This window comes from Calditrichota bacterium, from assembly GCA_013152715.1.
Classification (GTDB): Bacteria; Zhuqueibacterota; Zhuqueibacteria; order Thermofontimicrobiales; family Thermofontimicrobiaceae; genus 4484-87.
This window is the reverse complement of record JAADFU010000109.1, coordinates 1-23,490: the sequence shown is the minus strand read 5'-3', so window position 1 is coordinate 23,490 and position 23,490 is coordinate 1. Positions and strand designations below refer to the sequence as shown.

The following is a 23,490-nucleotide window of genomic DNA, read 5'->3' as shown; positions in this document are numbered from 1 at the left end:
TCACTGCCTCGCGCAATTCCGGATTGAGATAATTGAGTTGTGCCGTATCGTTCCAGGGCATGCTGGTGCCATCGTTGCCATGGTAAATGTATCGGGTTTCTCCGGTTCGAAAATCGACACGTTTGAAAACAACGGCAGCGTCGGTGCGGTCGTAATAATGATCTTCGATGTAAATTCCCAGATTCGGATCGTCGGATAAATTTGCTCCGTTGAACGAATAGCCCGGAAACGGTGAATAGGGCTGTCCGATGAACCAATCCGGATGTTCAATTATCCATCTGGAATAAATTCCCGTGTGATTGGGAACCATGTCGCTCGCCAGTCGAATGCCGCGCTGCCAGCATCGTTTTTTTAAATTCTCAAATGCCTCATCGCCGCCCAGATTTTGCGCCACGACATAGTCGAACAGGGAATAGGCGGAAGATTCCGCTTCCGGATTTCCGCAATACTGTTTGATTTTTTTCGATGCGCTGCTCCGTTCCCAGATTCCGATGAGCCACAGCCCGGTGAAGCCCCAGCGCGCCAATTGATCCAGTTCCTCGTCCGGGATTTCATCCAATCGCGTGATGGAACGCTGGTATTTTTTCGATAATTGATCCAGCCAGACAAATGTGCTTTTGGCAATGAGCACCAAATTGGGCATCCAGTCTTTGTCCGGGGAAAATCGTTCCGGCTCGTCTTCCGCGCCGGTAAAATCGTAAACGTGTGAAGGCCCCGGACCACCGGCGAAGCGTAATTTTTCTTCTTCTTTGATCAAATCAAGGCTGCTGAGCAGGCGAGATAAATATTTCCCCAGCAGCGGACTCCATTTTTCCAGAATGTATTCCAATTGCCCGGTGAGCGAATGCGGCACTTTAATCGCCGGCGTTCTCAACATTTCCAGAAGCGGCTGATTTTCAGGGCCAAAATAAGGCTGCGATTTGAAAAATTCATCCAGCAGATGAATTATCTGCCGATATTCGGTTTCGTGCTCGAGTCGTTTGTCGTCGAAAAGTTCCAGATACGGAGAAAACGCCGGATTAGCATTGGCGAGCCAGAGCAAAATCATCTCTTCCAGCGCAACTTCTTTGTTGGGAATTCCTTCACTCTTCCCCTGAAGATATTGCTCGACCGATTGCTCGCGGTTGTAAACATGCAGCGGAGGAAATTCTTCGACAAAAACTCGCAGCGCCTTTTCGACATTTTCTTCCCCCAATTTATCAGTCAGCCATTTCAGCGCCTGTTCATTGAGCTGCGGATTTTTTTCCTGGCGGTAAAGTTCAACCACGTGATGCAAGATCTCATCGATCAATCCCATGGCATTGATCTGTCCCGCGCGGATGGCTTGCTCCGGGAAATTTACCAGATCGCGTTTGTCATTCATCTTGCGGACGAACTGGCGCACTGCGTGGAAATTGGCGAAAACGACATTTCCGTGCAGCGAAAAAAGAGATTGATCAAATTTGTATTTATCGCGGCTCTGGCGGGAGATGTGGAATTCACGAAGCAGCTTTCCGAGGGGCGTTAAATTCTGCCCGAGGGTTGGAAATTGAAAGGTGATGATTTTTTTTTCTGTCTTCAAAAAGAATATCCTCCGAATCGATAACGCAATTTCGTGAGTTTTTATTAAACATGAAGGATGAAACTGCTGAAGCAGTTATTTTATTTGAGAAGCAATTGGAGAAACACCCGATTAAAATCGGGTGTTCTTACAATCATATTAATAGTGCAAATCATTGTATAAACACCCGAATTTATTTGGGTGCAGAAATGAAAATGCAAAAATTAGCAACTGCTTCAGCAGTTTTCTGCTCCATCCTCTCATTCAATCGTTTGTTTCTGTTGCGATTTTATATGTTTGATAATCAAAATCGTTCCCACAATAATCAGCGCCACGGGCAGAACAAATTTGCCAAAACCAACTTCTCCGAAAAACAGGAACAAAAATCCCATGAAAGCCAGAATCCCGCCGGGGATCAGAGGCCACCAATGTTTTTCATCCGTATTCAGCAGAATAAAATAGAGCCCGATGAATGTGAGTCCCATGCCCGCAAACATCAAACCTACGCCCACGGTGTCGCCGAAAAAAATGACCAGCGAAACGCTTCCGACCATGCCTGCCGGGATGATTGCCCACCATTCTTCTTTGTGAAAAATAGCTACCGCCAAAAAGCTCAAGCCAATGAACAAAATGAACATCCCGGGCGCGACGTTGCCTTTGAGTCCGATTTCTTCGCCAAGAATCAACAGCGCCAGTCCCAGGGAAATAATTCCCGGGATCAGAGGCCAAAACTGTGAGCGATGCATGGAAATGTACATGCCAATGAATATAAAAAAACTGAACAGGAAAAGAATCCCGAATAACCACGCTGCATTGATGAAATGACATCAGTAGTGATTAATAGCAACAGTACGCCCAGGAGAACGATCAAAATCCCCCACACCAGATTCATAATTCTTTTGTCCATGATAAGCCCCTTTCTTTTTTAGTTTTCTGTTATTTTCAAATTGCCAAAATGGATGGCGTTGAACAATAATTTAAAAGTTCCGTACGGCTGTGCCCGATGCTGAACGCGAAAACCAAGCAGAATCACTTTCCCTTCGCCAAATTTGACATCCACGATGGCGGCTTTTCGCTGAAGTAATTTTTCGCCGCGAATCCAGCCGCTCAACAGCAGCGGTTCTTCCGGGTAATAGGCAACAACCCGTCTGTCAATATCCCGTCCCGGAATACTGGTGCGAAAAGCCGGGCTGTTGGAAAGAAAAGCGGCAAATTCTTCGGGCATGCCCCAGCCAATCGGATGATTCGTATTAATGCGCGCTTTGACCATGCAGCCCGGGGCATTGTATTCGCTGCGTTTTAGATTTTTCAGGGCATTGGAAACCGGCAGGGGAAATTCTTCCACCGGAAGCTGGTAGCCGTCGTCGAGCGTGATCAAAACACCGCCTTTTTGGACAAAATCTTTGATGTTTTTGACTCCCTGTTTTCCAATTCCGCCTTCATATTTTGGCGGTAAAGGACGGTAGAAACGAGCATTTTTCGGTTTTGGGTTGATAATGGTATTTTTACCGATATCGGGAATGATCAGCACGTCAAATTGTTTGTTCAGATCGCCTTTTTTGATCATGTCATTGGTCACGCTGACGAGATCAAATTCGAACTGTTCCAGCAGCCAGCGCGTCCAACCTTCGTCTATGCTGGCGCGCCAGGGTTTGTAAAGTCCCACACGTTTGGCGTCGACTTTGACTTTATTCTCCGGTAGCGGATGCCTCAAAGCATGAATCGGGAGATGCAAATTTTCTGCGACCGCTTTCATTTTTTCAGCATTAATTTTGTCCGCGGGAATTAGCACCGTTCCGGCGGGAAAACTCGCATCGCTGTCTGAAAATGGCTGCAAAGCAACGTAAATGTCAATTTTTTGTTTCAGAAGACGGTGAATAGCGCGGGTCGTTTGATTGTACTGCGAAGAAATGGCATATCCGAAAGATGTCTGTCCGCTAATTTCTCCTTGCGGATAGGGCGCCTCTTTCAGCAGACTCATTTCTACCGCTACAGGTTCTTCAATGCGGTCACATTTCACTCCCATGAGCAGCGGCAGACTCCAGGCAGTGACATCGTAGGGGTAGAGCGGTTCAGTTTCTCGCGACAATTTTACTTCCGGATAGCGCTGGATGTCCAGCATTTCCATGATAAAAGAACGCAGTGATTGAGCTGTGGGAATGACTACGCTTCCCGTCGGATAAAATTTGTTGCCGATGATGACGTCTGATTTTGTTTGATAAATTTGAAGCCCGTGCCGCAAAAGAATTTCTATCATTTTACCGGCAGTAATCGGGTCGGACTGATTCGCCGGAACGATGAACGCAAAAGGCGATTCTGTTTTTCCTTTTTCGATTCCCTGCAAATTCATTTGATAAAATCCGCGCAAAATTCCTTCGCGATATTTCGCTGAAGTTTCCAGAAATGAGTACGAAGCGATGAGTTCGTAATCGATGATGTCGCGCAAGCGCCACCAGCCGCCGCGCCAGGGATTGGGAAAATTGATTTGCTGTTTGTACTCAGCGAGACCTTTTCTGCCACCGGAAAGTTCGTTTTCTTCGATGTAAATTGGTGTAGCAATACGGCAGCTCGCCATTTCCGTGAGCAGACTCACGATATTTTTCCACGCTGCAGTACGCGTGCCGCCGGGCCAGTAGGAATCGAACGCCCAGGAATCGATGACGCCGGGTTTGTCGTTTTCTTCGAGGCGAAATGACATATTCGAGCCGTACAGCGCCTCCATGCGCAAAAGCAGTGGCGACAGATGCGGACTCATCGGGTCCTTGTAGGGTGGGACAAACATGCGCGGTCCTGTACTTCCCATTTGATGTTCGTCGAGATGCACCTGCGGGAACCATTCCTGACTCATCACTTTGTTGATTAATTTCGACTCTTTCATGTTGAGCATGTAAAAATCACGATTGTCATCGTGTCCCACGTAGCGGTGATAAAGCCAGGGCATTCTTCCGCCTTCGTATTCTGTGCCCACCCATTTTCTGTACCAGTCGGTGACCATAATTTGTCCGTCCGGATTGGCAGACGGCATGAGAATGAGCACCACATTGTCCAGATAAAATTTTGCTTCAGCATCGTCACGAGTCGCAAGTTCGTAAGCAAATTCCATGGACATCTGACTGGCGCCGATCTCTGTGGAGTGAATGTTACAAGTGATGAATGCCGTCACTTTACCGCTTTTGATTAAATTTTCGGCTTGATTCCCAGTGAGATTTTCCGGATGCGCTAATTGGTAATTTGCTTTTTTGATTTTTTCAAGATTACGAATGTTTTCTGCGGAAGAAATGACAGCGATAACCATGTCGTTTCCGTCGGTGGTTTTGCCAAGATTGAAAACGCTAATGCGCGGAGAAGATTGAGCCAGTCGACTCAAATAGGCGGATATTTGATGGTAATCGGCAAGTTGTCTGTCCGCGCCAACAGGAAAACCGAGAAAATCATCAGGAGATTGAATTTGTGCTTGCAAAGAAAAAGAAAAAATGAAGAGAAATAATGTCAAAAACTTCAACTGTTTGTTCATTTGGCCTCCCCAAAGTGAAAGTTTTTGCTTTGATTTGAAAGAAATTTTTGCTATTTTTAAGGCAATTATGATAGTTTTAATATATGAATTTTCTTTAAGAATGCAAGGAAAAAATATTTTTTTCACATAAATTTAACGGAAAAAAAGTTTCATTCCTTAAATAAGTGTACTGCACCTTCAAGGTGCAGCACACTTTAGAAATGATTTTTGAGGGAATTTTTTAATGTCAATTAATCAAAAAGCGGTAGTTGTTCTCGGTTTTGGCCTGATGGCGATTTCCGTGGCGTCCGTTCTCATAAAAATTTGTGCAGCGCCGGCGCTGGTGATTGCAGTTTATCGGCTCGGTTTGGCGTCGATTTTTTATCTTACGGTCAACAGGATTTCGCGCAAACCTTTGATCCGAAATCTTGATTCGGGACAGATAAAAGTTATTCTGATTTCAGCGGTATTTTTGACGATTCATTTCGCAACCTGGATCACGTCGCTGAAATTTACTTCTGTCGCCAGCTCTGTGGTGCTGGTGCAAAGCTCGCCGATTTTTGTCGCCATCGGAAGTATCATTTTTTTGAAAGAAAAGCCAAGTGGGCTAATGATCCTGGGAATTGTCTTTGCTCTGATCGGCGGCGTGATCATTAGTGTGCACGATTTTTCTCTGGATGAAAATTCTCTCACCGGAAATTTGCTTGCCATTGGCGGCGCCATCGGAGCCGCGGGATACCTGCTTTCCGGGAGACACCTGCGCAAGAGCCTGGACACTTTTCAGTACGTGGCTGTGTTGTATTCCATCACGACGATTTTTTTGCTCGTTCTGGCTGTTGGCAACGGCGCAGACCTCATTCATTATGATTGGCGTATCTTTGCTTTGTTTGCCGCAATTGCATTTTTCCCGCAGGTGATCGGACACACGTCTTTTAACTGGGCGTTAGCATTTTTTAGCGCTACGGCTGTGTCCATCGTTGCGCTGGGTGAACCCATTGGCGCGTCGATTTTAGCGTATTTTTTTCTGGGCGAGAAATTGACCTTCGTGAAAATAATCGGCGGGGTCATTATTTTGATTGGAGTGACGATGGCAATTATTTCAGAGGGACGGGCGATGGCAAGAACAAGAAACCAGATTCCTTGAAGAAATCTGGTTTCTCTGGCTTTTTCTACTTTTTCGGCAACGGCTTCATCACAATCAATGTCTTACCGGCCAAAAGGATTTTTATTTTTTTAATCTTCTCGTGGCTGAAATTCTGCTGATCAAGTCCCTTCCAGAAGTTTTCTACTAATTTGGCGTCTTCTGTATTCGGCGCCGTCATGCCCACGCTTCGCCAGAAATCCGAGGGAAGCATCAGTTTGAATTGAACAGCTTTGCCCGGCTTGATTTTTGAGGCTGAAGGATATTTGTCAATCTGCGGTTTTCTCAGCACAAATTCTTTGCCGTCTGGCGTGTAAATATAAAATTGATCGGTCTGGTAATTGATCTCCACTGGCTGCTCTGTTTCATTGGTGATTTTTATGATGAGATCATTTTTGATCATTTCGCCGTAAGCGTAAAATTTCGGCTCCATTGTTGAAGTGCCGGTGTAAGAGGCGCCGTAATTTTGCGAATAGGATGTGATTTTGAATTTCGCTTCATCTTTGGGAGCCATTTTGACGCCAAAAAAATCGTTCATCGCGGGCGGCGCTGCGCAGCTCACTAACCACAAAATTGCCAGGCTAACGATCAGTTGAGTTTTGAATTTTTTCATAAATTTTTCCTTATTTTACTTTCGAGAAATCTCCCGGTAAATTGGGAATTCTTTGCCTTCGATCAAATAGCGATATTCCGGATAATGGGACAGACCATAAAAACTTCGCGGTTCAAAAATTTGGACGATTTGTATCGCCCGTTCGTTTAACGTGGGAATGCGAATGCTGCCCGCCGGGATCTCTTTCTGCGCACGAATGAATTTTCCCGCCGGAATGATTGTGTCACGGGTTTCGTAGTGCAGCGTGTCCGTGCCAGTGATCCGGAAAACCTCGACTTCCAATTTTTGTTTTTTGTCTAATTTTTTGTAAGGCAAATTTTGATTGTTCAGCAATTCCATGAGTTCGTCGCGCGGATTGATGACGATGTAAGCTTCGGGACGAGAAACGACGAGCAAATTTTCCGGGTCAGGCCTGTAATCGGGCAGGGTAACTTTTTCATCGCGAAGAGTTGATACTTTTCGCAAAGTGACCTCCAGCGGACGGCTGGATTTTTTTGTGTAATCGGCTATGATGACAACGGAATCCGGATATTCTTTTTTCGCTTTTTCTCGAATGGAATCGACGAGCTGTTTGATTTGCGGAGATTTTTGCCGGCATTGCGCGATGAAATTTTCAATGAACGTCTGCTGGTATTTTGCCCGCTGCCAGATTTGTTCAGATTTACTGAGTGGGTTGAAGCCTTCCAGGATGAACGAAAGCGTCAGTTGAATGCCGAAGCCGTTCCTGCCGTCGTTGATGTCCGTGGTGCTGTGGCGCACGAAATCAGTCAGACCCCCTTTGGTAATTAAATACCGATTAGCGCGCACGCCCCGGTCGCGCGTCGCCTGAATTGTCGGCTGGAGAATTTCATTCAGGGCAAAATTTTTCAGCGGCGCCGGAATTGCCGGATTGGTAATGCAGTCAAATTGTTCGCCAAAATCTTTAATATATCCCTCCTTAAGCCAGGTGCTGAAACCGTATTCGTGGACATCAAGAGTAACCTGGGGGAGATACTTGTTGAAAATTTTTTGCAAAGCGCGCGTCTCCGGCTCGGTAAGAATAACGTGATTGCGGTTCAAATCGTAGTGGTTTCCGTTGCGGCGGCGGTTTACTTCATTGCCGTCCGGGTTGACCATGGGCACAAAAATCAGATTCAGTTTGCTGAAATCGTAATGGCTTGGATTGAGGTAAATTTCGTGCAAAATCATGAGCAGCGCTTCTTTGCCGGAAGGTTCGTTTCCGTGCTGTTGGGCGAAAATCATGACGGTCGTATTTTCCGATTTCCACTGCTTTCGCGGCGGACAAAATACTACCGGAATTTCCCGCTGCTGGTGTGATTTACCGGCAATTTCCATTTCCAGCATGTCGGATGCCGCTGTTATTTTTTGCAAATATTCCACCATTCCCGCGTTTGACGTACCGATTGGCGGCGTCTGTGTCTCGAGCGGGAGACGGATTTGTGAGAAGAGCAGAATCGGGATGAAAGAGAAAATGAGAAATAGGGGTTTAAATCTCTTCATTTTGTGACCTCATTTTTTTGTCATTTAACTTTTGGCAATTGGCTTCTGGCTTTTCGCATTGGGTATTGAGAATTAGTTTCGGAACATAGCGCAACGAACAAAACAAACAGAAAATGGGGTATGAGAATTAGATTCGGAACATATAGCGCAACGAACAAAACGAACAAGACAAACAGAAAATGGAGTATTGAAAATTAGCTTCGGAACTTATTGCCCAAATGCAAAATCTGCAACCCAACTCGAAAGACTAAAAACTTTAGATTTTCTCTAATGCTTGTTTTAAATCTTCAATCAATTCATTTGCTTTTTCGATGCCGACGGAGAGACGCACCAGACTCTCGCTGATGCCGGCTTTGGCGCGTTCTTCGGGACTGAGCCCGGCGTGGGTGTTAGTAATTGGCTGATTTGCCAGAGTAGTGACGCCGCCGAGACTGGTGGCTAATTTTATTTTTTTCAACGAATCCATGAATTTCTTCGTCTCGTCAAAATCAGCGTCAATCTCGAAACTCAACATGCCGCCGAAGCCGCGCATCTGTCTTGTTGCGATTTCGTGGTCCGGATGGGAAATCAATCCCGGATAATTTACCACGCGGATTTTCTTTTCCGATTGCAAGAATTGAGCAATTTTCAGCGCATTTTCATTTTGCTGACGGACGCGAATGTCCAGCGTCTCCATGCCGCGCATTGCCAGAAATGCAGTCATCGGATCCATGACGCCGCCGAAAATCTTGCGGTATTTCCAGATGGCAGAGGAAAGCTCAGCATTGGAGACGGCAAAGCCGGCAGTGATGTCGTGATGGCCACCGAGATATTTTGTCGCGCTGTGAATCACGACGTCGACAGCGAAATCTGCCGGATGTTGATTGGCTGGCGAGGCAAAAGTTGAATCTAAAAGAACAAGCGCGTTTTTTTCATGAGCAGCCTGAATCAGCGGCTTCATGTCCACAACGCGGAGCAGGGGATTAGTCGGCGTTTCCAGATACAAAATAGAAACGCCGTTTTCTATTTCCTTTAAAAATGTTTCTTGAGCATCGCAATTGACGAAAGTCGTCTCGATGCCTAATTTAGACGCATAATTGGCTAAAAACTCGAAGGTGCCACCGTAAATTTCTCTCTGCGCAACAATTCGCCCGCCTTGCGGAACCAACGCCATAATGGATGTCGTAATCGCTGCCATGCCCGAAGCAAAACCCAGCGCCGCCTCGTAGCCTTCCATTTGCGCAACGGTATTTTCAGCTTCCCGCACTGTGGGATTGTCCCAGCGCGAGTAAATGTAACCGGATCGGTTTTGCACGACATCGATGAGCTCATCTGAATTTTCGAATCGATATGTGGCAGAGAAAACCACTGGCGGGATGACGGGTTTACCTTTCATTTTTTCTCCCAATTTTTCCAAAAAGAAACTGCTGACGCGCAAGCGATTAATATTTTTGATATTTCACCAGATAGCTTTTTTTGAGCAAAGCCGTGCGCGGCAAATATTTTTTCAACGGTCTGATGAACTTTGACTGCCGCAAAATTTTGTCAAATTTATTTTTCCACTCCTTGTCGCTGATGCCTTCTAAAATGATGCACTCACCGCCCGATTTCAAAACGCGGTACATTTCGTCCAAGGCGCGGACGCGGTAGGGAAATTTGTGCAGCGCGTTTGTACAGATTACCAAATCGAAATAATCATTGTCAAACGGCAAATTATCAGCAACAGCGTGATGAAATTGAATGTTGCCATTCGATCCTTTTTTTCCATTTTTTTTCATTCTTTTTGCATCGGTATCCACGCCGTGAAATTCGCCGCCCGGCAGCAGTGCAGCCAACTTTTTCAGCAATTTTCCGTCCGAACATCCGACGTCCAAAATACGCTGCTGGCCATTGAAATTGATTTCTGGCAGAACCGATAAATTGTCCGGTGTGAAAAAACGTATCCGTTTCCGGTACTGGTAATTTCCTTTTTGAGATTTCTGTTGATTTTTCACCGTTGAGTCTCCGAATTTTTGCCCCTGAATTTCTGTTTTTTAAATCTAAAATATAGAACTTAATTTTGAGAAAATCAAGCAAATAATCAGGAAAAAAGAAAAATAATTTTCACTGAAATACATTAGCGGAAAAAAAGATACATTGAGAATTCCGTTTTTTCACTACGCATTATTATCGTTTCCTCAGGGTCATCAGCTTTGTGGTTCAGACACGCAAAGCGAAAAAATCGGTATGCGCTGTTGACATTCCACTAAAAATTGATTATATTTTATTATTAAAAAAATTGTTCCTCAAGCGTTTTGGGAGAAAAGCAATGCCGGCTAATCTGACGGCTCAATTCAAGGCTGCCGAAGAACGCTACAAATCCGCAAAAGACGACCGCGAGCGGCTGAAAGCACTGAAAGAAATGCTCGCGACGATCCCCAAGCACAAAGGCACGGAGAAATTACAGGCAGACATCAAGCGCAAAATTGCCCGTCTCAAAGATGAACTGGAAGTAAAAAAATCAAAGGGCGGACACAGATTTAATTTCAGTGTGGAACGCGAAGGCGCAGGCCAGGCCGTGGTCGTGGGGCCTCCGAACGTCGGAAAATCGAGCGTGATTAATGCGCTGACCGGCGCAAATCTGCAAATTGGGGACTATCCTTTTACCACGCGAATTTTCCACCCGGCAATGATGCCGGTGAAAGACGTGCAAGTGCAATTGGTCGATCTGCCGGCGCTGTCGGAAAATTATGTGGAAAATTGGTTGTCTTCGATGATTCGCATTTCAGACATGGTGATGATTGTCGTGGATATCAGCCGCGATGATGTGCTGGAGCAGATGGAAACGACGCTAAAAATTTTGGAAGGTTTCAAAATTAAATTGCAGGGAAAAATTCAGGAAGAAGCGGAAGATGATGTGCACTGGGTTTGCCTGAAGACGTTGATTGTGGGCAACAAAGCCGATCTGCCGGGGGCGCCGGAAAATTTTCAAATAATTGAAGAATTGTACGGCGACAGATTTGAGATTATCCCGGTTTCCGCAAAAAATCAGACAAATCTGGATTCGATCAGAATTGCGGTGCTGGAAATTCTCGATGTCATTCGCGTCTATTCCAAACGTCCTGGTCATGAGCCGGAAATGGAAAAACCGTTCACTTTTCGGCGCGGCGAAACGTTAATGGATTTTGCCAAAGCGGTGCACAAAGATTTCTCCCAAAATCTCAAATTCGCCCGCGTGTGGGGGAAGGATGTTTTTGACGGCCAAAGAATTAACAAAGATTATATTTTAAAAGATGGCGACATTGTTGAATTGCACATGTAGGCAGTGAAATGCAAAATAACCTGAAATTTTCGGAGAAGAAAGTTTTATTGGAAAAAAAAGAGGCCGCCGTTGAATTTAGTAGCGACCTCTCAAGTGGATTATTTTTTAGTGCTTTGAATCCAATAGTCCCGTTCTTCTTCCGTCATTTCAAAAACGACGCGAAACATTTCTTTTTCCTCTGAAGATAGAACCACTTTCCGCCGCGCCATCGCTTTTTCAGCGGTTTCTACCATATTTTCAAATCCGCGACCTTCAGTAAATTGGTCATTCATGTACCAGCAAAACGAAGGTACTAACCGGGGTATTAATTTTCCCGAATACACAACATTCGACATCGCTCCGATGACGGCGCCGGTATTGATAAATGTGCCGATGCTGGTTTTGGTGTGATCTCCAATAAAACTGCCTACTTTGAGACTCCCCGAATCTACCAACTCGCCGTTCACGGATAGTTTCACGTTGGTGTAATTATTTTTCAGATCGCTGTTGGTGGTAAAGGCGCCTAAATTGACCCATTCGCCCAGATAAGCGTGCCCCAGAAAACCGTCGTGATGTTTGTTAGAATAGCCATGAATGATCGATTCTTCGATTTCTCCGCGAACGCGACAGACAGGGCCAATTGAAGTTCCTTCGCGAATATTTCCGCCAAAAATATGCGTTCCTTCACCCACGTAATTGGGACCTTCGATATGAGTCATCGGATGAATAATCACATTTTTGTCGATGATGATGGGGCCGTTTGTCGTGTCGAGCGTCACAAAAGGGCGCACCGTAGTTCCTTTGTCAATGTGGATCAAATTTTTGTCTCCCACGATTGCCGCCTGTGGAGATACTTCGCCGAGAATATCTTTTTTTTCAATTTTTTCAAAATCGTCTTTGATGGCCTCCGCATTATTCTCAACCAGATTCCAGGGAAAATCGATCATTGTCGTTGAAATCGATTTGTTCGGCAAGCGGTTTTTGCTGTATCGCAACAAGTCTGGCAACGAGGAAATTGTGGCGTCGATGTTTGATTTTTTTATGAAAATGAAGGCGACGCTGCCATTTGTCTCGTAATAACCTTCTTCATCGGCAAATTCAAAAGGCGCATTCAAAGCCAGCAGTCTGCCATTGACGACAATCAAATCATCGCCCTGAAAGGATTGAATTTGATTTACGCGATCGGTGCCCATTTTTTTGCTGAAAACCGGAGCAAGATAATCGCGCATGAAATAGAAAGTATCAGGATTGCCCAATTCGCGCTCTATTCGCTCGCGCAGCGAAAACATGCCACATTTCAATTCGTACACCGGGCGGAAATAGGTCAGCGGATAAAGATTAGCAAAAAATTCATCCTCGAAAACAATTAACCTCATGGGTCGCTCCTTAATTTTGATCAATTTAGGAAAGATAACCTGAATATTTTCTTGTCAGCAGAGAAGCGGCTTCCTCGTCACAGACAATCGTAGCTTTGCGATGCATTTGAACGATCGTCGCCGGATAGAGCGCCGTAATCGGACCTTCGACCGTTTGCTTTATTGCATCTGCTTTTTGAGTCCCGCTGGCGAGCAGCAGCAGTTCTTTGGCGTCCATAATTGTTCCGACGCCCATGGTGATGGCGTATTTAGGCACTTCTTCGTCCTGCTCAAAAAAACGGGCATTGTCTCTTTTTGTCAGTTCATCGAGAGTTTTAATACGCGTGCGCGAACCGAGAGATGAGCCCGGCTCGTTAAAGGCAATGTGCCCGTTGCCGCCGATGCCCAAAATTTGCATATCGAGTCCGCCTGATTCTTCGATTTTTTGCTCGTACCATTCACAAAATAGTTCCACATCGTCCGCCATTCCCTGGGGAATGTGCACAAATCGTCTGTCCACGTTAATGTGCTTAAACAGATTTTCCCACATGAAATAATGATAACTTTGCGAATGCGACGGCGGTAAACCCACGTATTCATCGAGATTGAAAGTCGTTATTTTCGAAAAATCAAGCCCTTCTTCCCGATGCAAGCGAATTAATTCTTTGTAAGTTCCCAGCGGTGTGCTGCCTGTGGCAAATCCGAGTACGCAATCCGGTTTTTTGCGAATTAGTTCGGCAATGAGTTGCGCTGCTGTTTTGCTCATTTCATCATAATCTTTTTTGATGGCCACTAACATGGTTAATTCCTCCTGTGAATTTAACTTGACCCAAAAAAACATTTGATTGATTAGCAATTGCAAAAATGTATTCTGATTTGAAAGAACGTTTAAGAAAAAGAATCGTCTCCAAACAAAAGATATGGCGTAGATGTAATTTTGTTCTCTTAACTAACTATCTAAATTTTGCAAAAAAAATAATCGCTGGTTTTGATCGCTTCATTTTATTTTAATAAACTTTTTTCAAAAAGTCAATAGAAAAAATATTTTTTCGCAGAAATGAAAAGCAATGAATGTGGGTGACAAATTAGCCTGCATCTGAATTTTCAATTCAACATAAGGGAAAACGAATCGCTGAAAGGAGATGTTGTCCCGAATTTTTGTGCGTCCGGCTTAAAAAGAGAAGGGATACTGTGTGCACAGCATCCCTTTTGTTTCCGTGAAGCGATTGTTATTTAATACCGGCGGCTTCTTCCAGCATGTCTGTCGTCAGCGATTTCGGCCTTTCAATGGGATAGCCGAGAGCGCGGTCCCAGATGATGTTGGTGCAAACGCCTAACGCGCGTCCGACGCCAAAAAGAACTGTGTAAAAATCGTATTCCTTCAATCCGTAATACCACTGGATAACGCCGGATTGCGCGTCCACATTGGGCCACGGATTTTTGGCTTTGCCTTGTTCTTCCAGAATCGGCGGGACAACTTTGTACAAAACGTCCACATATTTGAAAATCGGATCGTCGGGCAAATGTTTCAGGCAAAAGTCGCGCTGAGCAGCGTAACGCGGATCGGTTTTGCGCAACACCGCATGACCAAAGCCAGGAATTACCTGACCGGAATTCAGCGTATCCCAGACAAATTTTTTCATTTCTTCTTCTGTGGGAACCTTGCCGCCCATTTTGTCCATCACGCCCTGAATCCAGCGCAAAACTTCCTGATTTGCCAGACCGTGCAGGGGACCGGCCAATCCGTCCAGCATGGCGCTGATTGCGTAATAGATGTCGGACAATGCGCTGGCTACCAGATGTCCGGTGTGCGCGCTGACGTTGCCGCTTTCGTGGTCGCTATGGAGAATGAAGTAAAGCCGCGCCACATCGTCGTACGGCTTGTCAATGCCCATCATGTGCGCGAAATTTCCGCCGAGGTCGAGATTTGGATCCGGATGAATCAGATCGCCGTTTTTGTATTTGATGCGATAGATGTACGCGGCGATGGAAGCCATTTTAGCCCACAAATTCATGGCATCCTCATAAGTGGGATCCCAATAATCCATTTTGCTGATGCCTTTGTTGTACTTTTTCACAAACTCAGATTCGTGTTCCATCGCGACAATCGCCGCGGAGAACATCGCCATCGGATGGCTGTCTTTGGGCATCGCTTTCAAAACATCCAGCACATACTGCGGCACTTTTCTTCGTTTCTTGAATTCTTCAACAACTTCCAGCGCTTCGTTCTCAGTGGGGATGTCGCCGGTGACCAATAAATGCAGGAACCCTTCCACATACGGCATTTCTCTGCCCGGTACTTTGGGCAATTTCTCCAGTACTTCGGGGATGGTGTAGCCGCGAAAGCGGATGCCTTCAAAGGGATCTAGATAAGAAATATCGGTCACCAAACATTTGACCCCCCGCATTCCGCCGATCGCCTGCGTAATAGTTACTTCCGACAATTTCGTATCGCCATATTCTTTCAAAAGTCTGGTCGTACGTGGGCGATGCGCTTCAATCTTCTTGAACAATTTTTCTTTTAGAGTAGCCATAACTCCTCCTCATGATAATATTTTGATTGGGAAAGAACACAAATGTAGTGTGAATTGTATGAAAAAATGTGTGGTTTTGCCTGTGTTGTCATTCTATTGTCAGCACAAATATCGAATCTTCTCAGAGCACAACACTTGTAAAAATGGAGAGGAAGGTTCGCTGTGATAAAAATAACAAATTTATTTATGAAAGTCAATAATTTTCTTTATTGTTTTGGAATTATTTGTGAAATTTTTCTCAAAGCAAGATTTTAGCCGCAGATATTAAAAAAAAAGCAACATCTTTCCAGGGAAAAGTGTTGCTCTGTCAATGACGCAATCTATTCAATGGGAATCTTGGTGTTGTATTTTACACTGGAGAGAACCACAAAGCTTTTGATTCTGCTAATGGCGGGAATTTTGGCCAATCGATGGAGCATAAAATCTTCATAGGCCGTCACGTCTTTGACCGCCACTTTGAGCAAGTAATCTTCCTCGCCGGTGATGGAGTAGCATTCCAAAATTTCCGCACAGTTGCGAAATTCTTCCTTGACCTGATCGATGGATTTCATTCTATGCCTGGCTAAAGTGATGGAAACAAACACGATGATCGATTTGTCCACCTTTTGAGGATCGACAAGCGCCACATACTTACGAATTACGCCGTTACGTTCTAATTTTTTTACTCGCTCCAACATCGGCGGCGGCGAAAGTCCTATTTTTGACGCCAATTCTGCATTTGTTATTCGGCCGTTTTCTTGAAGAATTTCCAGAATCTTTTTGTCAATTTTATCTAATTTCACAGCGCGCCTCCAACTTTATTAGCCCTTAATATAAAAAAAAAATATCTGATTGTCAATAATAAATATACAATAAAAATAAAAATTAGTATATAAAAATTATTTCAAAAGATGTTCTGATGAAATAATATTAGCCACCAGATTCATAGAGAGCAAAAAAAATGTTTGCATTTTTGGGATTTATTTTTAAATTGTAATTGGCGCGCTCATTCTTTCGTCAAGGTGGCGCCAGGGGAGAAAATTCGATGAACTAATTTTTGCTCGGAAAGGGATTCTGGAATTGAGAAATTCACGGTGGGAACGAACCAAATTTCGTGAAGGCTATCGCTTCATTGCCGGCGTGGACGAAGCTGGTCGCGGTCCGTTGGCAGGTCCCGTGGTTGCGGCTGCCGTGATATTTTCAAAATTGCCGTTACCTTTTGATGTGGACGATTCCAAAAAGCTTACCGCCAAACAGCGAACGAGACTTTTTAATCTGATCATGGAATATGCTCACAGTGTGGGCGTGGGCATTGTATCGCACAAAACTATCGATGAAGTGAATATTCTTCAGGCGACTTATTTGGCGATGACTCGCGCCGTCGCTTCGCTGCCCGAAACGCCGGATTTTGTGTTCGTGGATGGCAGAGGCGTTCCGCTGTTGAGTATTCCGCGGCAGGCGATTGTAAAGGGCGACCAGAAAAGCGTTTCCATCGCGGCGGCGTCGATTGTTGCAAAAGTGATACGAGACCGGCTCATGGAAAAATATGACCGACAATTTCCTGACTATGCCTTTGCCAGGCACAAAGGGTATCCCACTCGCCGGCACATCGAAGCGATTCGTCGCCACGGATTCTGCGAAATTCACCGAAGGTCATTTAAAATAAAACAGTTGTCATGACGCAGCAAGCTGCATAATTTCACCGCGAAGGCGCAAAGTTCACAATGAAAAAACTCATTTAAGCGGAGCGCATTATGCCGGCAAATCAACAATCTGACATCGGAAAACTTGGCGAAGAATTGGCGTCTGATTATTTGCAGAAAAAAGGATATGAAATCCTGAAGCGGAATTTCCGTTTCGGTCACGGAGAAATTGATATTATTGCCGAGAAAGACGGCGTTCTTGTTTTCGTTGAAGTGAAGACAAAACAATTCGGCGATTTTGGCGATCCCATCCATTGGGTGACGCGGCGCAAGCAACTTCAAATCGGAAAAATCGCACATGGTTATCTTTACGTGAACGAAATCGAGAATATGGATTGCCGTTTTGATGTCATAATTTTGAGATGGGAAGATGGAAATTACAAAATAGAACACATCGAAGACGCTTTTTGGCTGTGAAAAATTTCCTACATTTTAATTTAAGGAAGAAGACCGTGCGATAGTTCATCATATTCTGACAAAACAGAGAGGCAAGTTTCATTGTTGCCAAACATTTCGCACGAATTTTTTGAGACAATAAATGAAATTGCGATAAATTCCCTTGACTAAAATATTTATTATTGTTATATTTGTTGTCCAATTAATTTAACTGCAAAGTTCACTTAATTGAAAGGGAGAGTCCAATGGCGCATCAAATTTTGGATACCTGCAACAAATGCGGGCTGTGCGAGCCTAATTGTCCCATCGACGCAATTTACGAAGGGAATTACAAGTACGTGATTGACGGAGACACATGCGTGGATTGTGTCGGATTTGCTCCGTCTCCACTTTGTGTGAAATATTGTCCCATTCCCGGCACCATTGTTAAAATTGAATCGTAATTATTCACATCACAGGTATGCTTCATGACATTTTGCCGAATCACAAGGATTGTTTTCTTTTCCATTTTCACTCTGACAGTTTCGCTTTTCGCAGCAGCGGATATATTTCCGCTGCAACAAATTAAACCCGGGATGACCGGTGTCGGCTACACTGTTTTTGACAACGACCGCATTGAGTCTTTTGAAGTGGAGGTTCTGGACGTGGTTCAGAATTTTTTTCCGGCGCGGTCGATCATCGTGGTTCGGCTGCACGGGAAAAAAGCCGAACATGTCGGCGTTGCCGCCGGGATGAGCGGCAGTCCGATTTATTTCGACGGACGTCTCGCCGGCGCTTTGGCGTACAGTTTCGGAAATTTTATGAAAGATCCTATCGCCGGCGTGACGCCCATCGAGCAAATGCTTCCCATTTTCGCGAAAGAGAAAAATCGAGCTCGGGAAGCGCCCCATCTTTCGCTCGAACAAAATTATCGTTTGAGCCGTTCCTTTTTTTCCGCTCAGAAATTGACTTTGCCAGACCTGTTTTCCGTTCTGACAACTCCTTTTTCCGGCGGCAGGGGAGACATTCGCCCGATAAAGACGCCGTTGCTTGTTTCCGGATTTGCTCCTGAAATTTTACAAAAACTTGACGCTCAATTTGCCGAGTCAAATTTTCAGATTTTCGCAGCAGGAAACTCTCTGAAAAATTCCCAGCCGGAAAGCGATTCGTTGCGCCCGGGCGACGCCGTCAGCGTGGTTTTGGTGGGCGGCGATTACGACATCAGCGCCATGGGGACGGTCACTTTTTCCGATGGAAAACGAATTTTGGCCTTTGGACATCCGTTGTTCGACAGCGGACCCGTGTCTTTGCCCATGGCCAAAGGTCATGTCGTTACGACGCTTTCCAGTCTTGCAGCGTCCAGTAAATTTGGGACCGCCGGGAAAATTATCGGCGCGATTCGTCAGGATCGCTCCACGGGAATCATGGGGGTCATCGGCGCGACGCCTGAATTGATTCCGCTGGAAGTCAAGTTCACTTCGCCGGTCGCGCCGACGAAAAACTACCATTTTCAACTCAGCGGAGATCGTTCCCATTTTCAATATTTGCCGGTCTTTTTGTGGATGACGCTGGTCAATTCGATTGAATCTGCCCGGCTCGCCAATGGCGATTTTGCCCTGCAATTGAAAGGCAGAATTGCCATCGAAGATCACGACGATGTGATTTTCAATAATTTTTACGCCGGAGAGGGATTAGGTTTTTACAGCGGAACGGGACAAGACATGCCCGAGGCGGCGTTCGACGTGGCCATGTCTTTGAACGCGGTGTTGGTGAATGAATTTTTTATTCCCAAAGTTGAAAAAGTGACGTTGCAATTTCACGCTATTCCCGGCGCCAGGGCGGCTGTGATCAAAAAAATTTACACGGATAAAATCCGTGTCCGTGAAGGCGACACATTGTCCGTTTTCATCATTCTCAAACCGTACCATGGTAAAGAATTTCAATTGCAGAAAAAAGTGGTGCTGCCGCAACGATTGAGTGAGAAAGAGCTGGCGCTTTCCGTAGGTGGCAGCAAATTCATTACGGCAGTGGATTTTCAGTCGGGTCTGGCCGATGCGTTGCCACAGAATTTTGCTCAGATAGTGCAAAAGTTGAATAAAAGAAGACAAAATAATTTGATCTATTTTCAACTGAATGAAAAAATTCCCGGAACCAGACTCCAGGGAATAACGTTTCACGCTGTTCCGCCTTCGATATGGGGCCAGATATCAAATCGAAATGAGAAAAAGAAATCCTCCTCGGTTCGAGGAAGAATTCTCTCGGAACAATCTGTCGTCACGGATTTTGCCATTCAGGGCGGGAAAATCATCGAACTCGTGTTAGAGAAGTAGTTTGCTCGTAAAATATTTTGCGATTCAATTTGTTCACGTTTCAGACAAAGGAAAACCTCATGCGATTCAGAGCTTTTGTTCTCATGCTTTTTGCGATGCCGTTTTTTGGCTATTCATCGCAAACAGATTTTAAAAATTATCAGCGTTTAAATGATTTTGCCGCCGGGCAATCGAGTGGGATCAGCATCACAAATCGCGGCGAGCTGAGTCTGGCGCCGCGCTTGAGCAAAATCGCCGCCAGCGGCAGACCTTTTTTGTGGGACGCGGTCGGCGACGCCAGAGGAAATATTTTTGCGGCGAGCGGAGACGGCGCTGTTTTACTGCAAATTTTTAGCAATGGGAAAATTGACACGATTTTTCAACAACCCGATGCGGAGATTTTCGCCATTGCTCAAAATAAAAAAGGAGAACTATTTGCCGCTACGTCGCCGGACGCGAAAATTTACCGAATTCTTCCCAATGGCTCGGCAAAATTGTTCGCCCGATTGAATCAGAAATACGTGTGGGATTTGATTTTTAACGAAAAAAATGAATGCTTCGCTGCCACCGGAGACAGCGGTGTGATTTACAAAATAGACGCGCGCGGCAAATTTGAAGAATTTTACCGCAGCGGGGATTTGCACGCCCGCTCGCTGGCGTTTGACGGCCGGGGAAATCTGCTCGTTGGCACCAGCAATCAGGGCTACATTTATCGCATCGATTCGCATGGCGAGGGGTTCGTGCTCTACGATTGCAATTACGAAGAGATTCGTCAAATTGTAACAGCGGACGATGGCACAATTTACGCGCTCGTTGTCAGCAGAAAAGGAGTTGGCGCGCCAAAGAAGTTTCCCAGCAGTGAAAAACAAAAATCTTCTTCTCTGACTTCTCACCTCGATGATTTTTCCTTCAGCCATGATGCCGTGAAACAGTCAATCACTACTGCAATCATCTCCGTCGACAACGATGGTTTTGCGCAGATTTTCTGGCAGCCGTCGGTCAGGGAAGCGATTTATTCGTTGGATTACGCTGACGGATATTTGCTGGCAGGAACCGGCGAAAAGGGAAAACTGTACCGCATCGATTGCGCTGACGCCGATAATTTTTCCCAAATTGTACAGGTCGCAGAGCCGCAAATTTCGTCGATCATCAGCTTGAACGAGCGAGAGACGATTTTGGGGACGTCGAATTTGCTGGCATTTTATCGTTTAAAGTCAAAATCGTCGCAAAAGGGGAGTTTTGAGTCTCCGACTTTTGACGCGCGCGCTCTCAGCCAGTGGGGAGAAATCCAATGGGAAAAATCCGGCGAGATCGAAGCCGAATTTTTTACTCGTTCCGGGAATACGGGAAAACCGAGTCAAACCTGGAGCTCGTGGACGAAGTTGCTCAAAAAGGGCGCTGAACGCGGTCAGATCGCCAGTCCGCGCGCCAGATTTTTGCAGTGGAAAGTGAGGCTCACAGAAAAGCGTCACAATGGGAAAAATTGCATTCGCCGCATCCGGGTTTCTTATCGTCAGAAAAATTTTCCGCCGCAGATCACCTATTTGAAGGTTGAGCCGCTGGGCAAGCGGAAAACCACAACCGAAAAAAAATCGACCTCTTCCTTGCTCATGGATTTGAGCGCGCTCGATGATCTGGACGGCGCCTTAGGCAAAGCGCCGATGCCGACCGCCGGCGCAATGGCAGCCAAAAGAAACGGATACTTCAAATTATCCTGGAAAGCGGACGACCCCAATCATGATCAATTGATTTTTCAAATTCAAATTCGTCGCGAAAAAGAGAAGTCGTTTTGGTCAATCAAAAAAGAACTGACGCGAAAATCATTTGTCTGGGACAGCCGAACTGTTCCCGACGGAAAATATCAAATAAAGCTGATTGCCAGCGACAAAAAGCAAAACCCGATCAATTTAGCCAGACAAACTGCGCGTGTGAGCGATTGGTTCGTCGTGGACCACTTGCCGCCGCTGGTGAAAAATATTCGTTTGGAAAAAGACAAGGGCAAACAGTTGCGACTTTATTTTACGGTGACAGACGACATGAGCGCCATCCGCGAAGTTTACATTTCATTGAATGCGGAGCAATGGCAGTGGGTCAATCCGCAGGACGGCGTGAGCGATTCTCGCCGGGAGATTTTTGAAATTCCGCTTTTGCAAGCTCATGAAAAGATTCATTCTTTAGTCGTCAAGGCGCTCGATGAAGGGGAAAATATTGGTTATGGTCGATTATTAATTGAGGACTGAATCGATGATTGAGACGAAGAAAATCAACCAAATTGAAAAAATTATTCGGGAGAATAAAAAATTCATATTGACCACCCATTTGAATCCCGACGGAGACGCGCTGGGTTCTGAAGTTGCGATGGCGGAATATTTGCGCTATTTGAAGAAAACTGTTCACATTGTTAATATTTCAAATACGCCGACAAATTACGCGTTTCTGGATGAGAATGGGGAATTTATTCATTTTAATAAAGAAAAGCATGCGGAATTGCTGCAAAATGCCGATGTTTTCATTATTTTGGACATCAGCGATTGGGGACGATTAAAAGAGATCGGAGAAATTTTCCGCGAAACCCAGGCGCCTACCATCTGCATCGATCATCATCACATCAATTATCAGTTTGCGGACGTAGATTTGATTTGCGAGGAATCGTCTTCCACCGGCGAGTTGTTGTACGAATTTTTCGAGCGCGTTCAATTTCCCTTAACGCTGCGCGCGGCTTTGGCGCTTTACACGTGCATTTTGACAGACACCGGATCGTTTCGTTTCTCAAATACGACTTCCCGCACCCATTTTGTCGCTTCCAAATTGTTAGAGCATTCCATTGATACCAAAGAAATTTACAGCCTGGTTTACGAACAAAACAGCCGCACCAAAATGGCGCTGATGGCCGACGCTTTGCTCAATTTGCACTATGAATGCGATGGCAAATTAGCGTGGTTTGTGTTGACAAAGGAAATGTTCGAGAAACACAACGCTTCTGTCTGGGACACGGAAGGATTCCCTGAAATCCCTCGCACCATTGAGGGCGTGGAAGTGAGTCTGATGTTCACGGAAATCGACGACGCGGACATAAAAATCAGCCTGCGCTCCAAGGGGAAAATCGTCATCAACCAGATCGCGCAAAAATTTGGCGGCGGAGGTCATCATTTCGCAGCCGGCGCTCAGGTGAAAAAGCCGCTGGAGGTGTTGGTAAAAGAAGTGTTAGCGGAATTGAGAAGGGTGATGGAGTAGAGTTTTTTGGGGGTTGCTTTTGGCTGTTGGCTTTTGGCGTTTCGCCTCCCGCTGTTCGCCTTTCGCTGTTGGCTCATTTAATTTTTGTTAGCTTGATTTTTATTGATCTTTTTCCAATTTTAATTACCGCAAAATCCGCGTTTATCTGTGTCCAGTAAATATTTTTTTGCATCCTTCGATCAAAAAGGCCCCCATTTCATCAAAATCGGCGGAATGAGCAGCAGCATGCCGATGACGAAAAAAATGATTTCCAGCGGCAGCAGCCATTTTGCCCAGCGATCCCAGGGGATTTTTCCCATGCCCAAAACTGCCATGGTAACGCCGGACGTGGGAATAATCATGTTGCTGAATCCGTCGCCGAATTGAAAGGCTAAAACCGCGGTCTGCCGGGTGACGCCGAGCAGATCACTCAGCGGCGCCATGACGGGCATGGTCAACGCCGCCTGTCCGCTGCC

General features: G+C 45.5%; 20 protein-coding genes. 8 read left to right on the top strand and 12 right to left on the bottom strand.

What is annotated here, in order from left to right:
* The 3 genes from GXO74_08905 to GXO74_08895 all read right to left on the bottom strand — a co-directional run.
* Window positions 1–1,540 (bottom strand): alpha-amylase (locus tag GXO74_08905; GenBank protein ID NOZ61789.1); only part of this gene is annotated, 1,540 nt, incomplete at its 3' end.
* Between the two features lie 260 nt (window positions 1,541–1,800).
* Complete coding sequence (locus GXO74_08900) at window positions 1,801–2,286, bottom strand: hypothetical protein (GenBank protein NOZ61788.1); 486 nt, start codon at window positions 2,284–2,286, stop codon at window positions 1,801–1,803.
* A 179-nt stretch (window positions 2,287–2,465) separates the two neighbouring features.
* Window positions 2,466–5,054 (bottom strand): hypothetical protein, encoded by a 2,589-nt coding sequence (locus GXO74_08895; GenBank protein NOZ61787.1) that lies wholly within the window; start codon window positions 5,052–5,054, stop codon window positions 2,466–2,468.
* Between the two features lie 223 nt (window positions 5,055–5,277).
* On the opposite strand from GXO74_08895, the gene GXO74_08890 reads away from it, so the two are divergent.
* Window positions 5,278–6,177 carry a DMT family transporter gene (locus GXO74_08890; protein NOZ61786.1) on the top strand — a complete coding sequence of 300 codons (900 nt, stop codon included), beginning with the start codon at window positions 5,278–5,280 and terminating at the stop codon, window positions 6,175–6,177.
* 25 nt (window positions 6,178–6,202) lie between these two features.
* On the opposite strand, the gene GXO74_08885 is transcribed toward GXO74_08890, so the two are convergent.
* The 4 genes from GXO74_08885 to GXO74_08870 form a co-directional block, all read right to left on the bottom strand.
* Window positions 6,203–6,787, bottom strand: coding sequence for a hypothetical protein (locus GXO74_08885; protein NOZ61785.1), 585 nt, complete (start codon window positions 6,785–6,787; stop codon window positions 6,203–6,205).
* Window positions 6,788–6,802: 15 nt separating this feature from the next.
* Window positions 6,803–8,287 (bottom strand): DUF2817 domain-containing protein, encoded by a 1,485-nt coding sequence (locus tag GXO74_08880; protein ID NOZ61784.1) that lies wholly within the window; start codon window positions 8,285–8,287, stop codon window positions 6,803–6,805.
* A 256-nt stretch (window positions 8,288–8,543) separates the two neighbouring features.
* Window positions 8,544–9,662 (bottom strand): aminotransferase class I/II-fold pyridoxal phosphate-dependent enzyme, encoded by a 1,119-nt coding sequence (locus GXO74_08875; protein NOZ61783.1) that lies wholly within the window; start codon window positions 9,660–9,662, stop codon window positions 8,544–8,546.
* Window positions 9,663–9,708: 46 nt separating this feature from the next.
* Window positions 9,709–10,260 (bottom strand): class I SAM-dependent methyltransferase, encoded by a 552-nt coding sequence (locus GXO74_08870; protein NOZ61782.1) that lies wholly within the window; start codon window positions 10,258–10,260, stop codon window positions 9,709–9,711.
* 314 nt (window positions 10,261–10,574) lie between these two features.
* Between GXO74_08870 and GXO74_08865 the strand changes: the two genes are divergently transcribed.
* The gene (locus GXO74_08865) at window positions 10,575–11,567 is read left to right on the top strand and encodes a TGS domain-containing protein (GenBank protein ID NOZ61781.1); all 993 of its coding nucleotides are present in this window, start codon (window positions 10,575–10,577) and stop codon (window positions 11,565–11,567) included.
* 98 nt (window positions 11,568–11,665) lie between these two features.
* Here the strand turns inward: GXO74_08865 and GXO74_08860 are convergent, their stop codons facing one another.
* From GXO74_08860 to GXO74_08845, 4 genes are all read right to left on the bottom strand, one after another.
* On the bottom strand, window positions 11,666–12,922 hold the full coding sequence (locus GXO74_08860; GenBank protein ID NOZ61780.1) for a hypothetical protein: 1,257 nt from the start codon (window positions 12,920–12,922) through the stop codon (window positions 11,666–11,668).
* A gap of 25 nt (window positions 12,923–12,947) precedes the next feature.
* The gene (gene nagB, locus GXO74_08855; GenBank protein ID NOZ61779.1) at window positions 12,948–13,700 is read right to left on the bottom strand and encodes a glucosamine-6-phosphate deaminase; all 753 of its coding nucleotides are present in this window, start codon (window positions 13,698–13,700) and stop codon (window positions 12,948–12,950) included.
* A 430-nt stretch (window positions 13,701–14,130) separates the two neighbouring features.
* Window positions 14,131–15,435: a citrate (Si)-synthase gene (locus tag GXO74_08850; GenBank protein ID NOZ61778.1), complete on the bottom strand. Its 1,305-nt coding sequence runs from the start codon at window positions 15,433–15,435 to the stop codon at window positions 14,131–14,133.
* 320 nt (window positions 15,436–15,755) lie between these two features.
* Window positions 15,756–16,217 carry an Lrp/AsnC family transcriptional regulator gene (locus tag GXO74_08845; GenBank protein NOZ61777.1) on the bottom strand — a complete coding sequence of 154 codons (462 nt, stop codon included), beginning with the start codon at window positions 16,215–16,217 and terminating at the stop codon, window positions 15,756–15,758.
* Window positions 16,218–16,494: 277 nt separating this feature from the next.
* Here GXO74_08845 and GXO74_08840 point away from each other — a divergent pair, with 277 nt between their 5' ends.
* The 6 genes from GXO74_08840 (at window position 16,495) to GXO74_08815 (ending at window position 23,035) form a co-directional block, all read left to right on the top strand.
* Window positions 16,495–17,094: a ribonuclease HII gene (locus GXO74_08840; protein NOZ61776.1), complete on the top strand. Its 600-nt coding sequence runs from the start codon at window positions 16,495–16,497 to the stop codon at window positions 17,092–17,094.
* Between the two features lie 74 nt (window positions 17,095–17,168).
* Window positions 17,169–17,534, top strand: coding sequence for a YraN family protein (locus GXO74_08835; GenBank protein ID NOZ61775.1), 366 nt, complete (start codon window positions 17,169–17,171; stop codon window positions 17,532–17,534).
* 224 nt (window positions 17,535–17,758) lie between these two features.
* Window positions 17,759–17,956, top strand: coding sequence for a ferredoxin (locus GXO74_08830; protein ID NOZ61774.1), 198 nt, complete (start codon window positions 17,759–17,761; stop codon window positions 17,954–17,956).
* A gap of 24 nt (window positions 17,957–17,980) precedes the next feature.
* Window positions 17,981–19,822: a hypothetical protein gene (locus GXO74_08825; protein ID NOZ61773.1), complete on the top strand. Its 1,842-nt coding sequence runs from the start codon at window positions 17,981–17,983 to the stop codon at window positions 19,820–19,822.
* 59 nt (window positions 19,823–19,881) lie between these two features.
* A complete protein-coding gene (locus GXO74_08820; protein ID NOZ61772.1) occupies window positions 19,882–22,041 on the top strand; it encodes a hypothetical protein in 2,160 nt (719 codons plus the stop codon).
* A gap of 4 nt (window positions 22,042–22,045) precedes the next feature.
* On the top strand, window positions 22,046–23,035 hold the full coding sequence (locus GXO74_08815) for a bifunctional oligoribonuclease/PAP phosphatase NrnA (protein NOZ61771.1): 990 nt from the start codon (window positions 22,046–22,048) through the stop codon (window positions 23,033–23,035).
* 179 nt (window positions 23,036–23,214) lie between these two features.
* Here GXO74_08815 and GXO74_08810 read toward each other — a convergent pair.
* Window positions 23,215–23,490: YfcC family protein (locus GXO74_08810; GenBank protein NOZ61770.1), on the bottom strand; the 276-nt coding region annotated here is incomplete at its 5' end.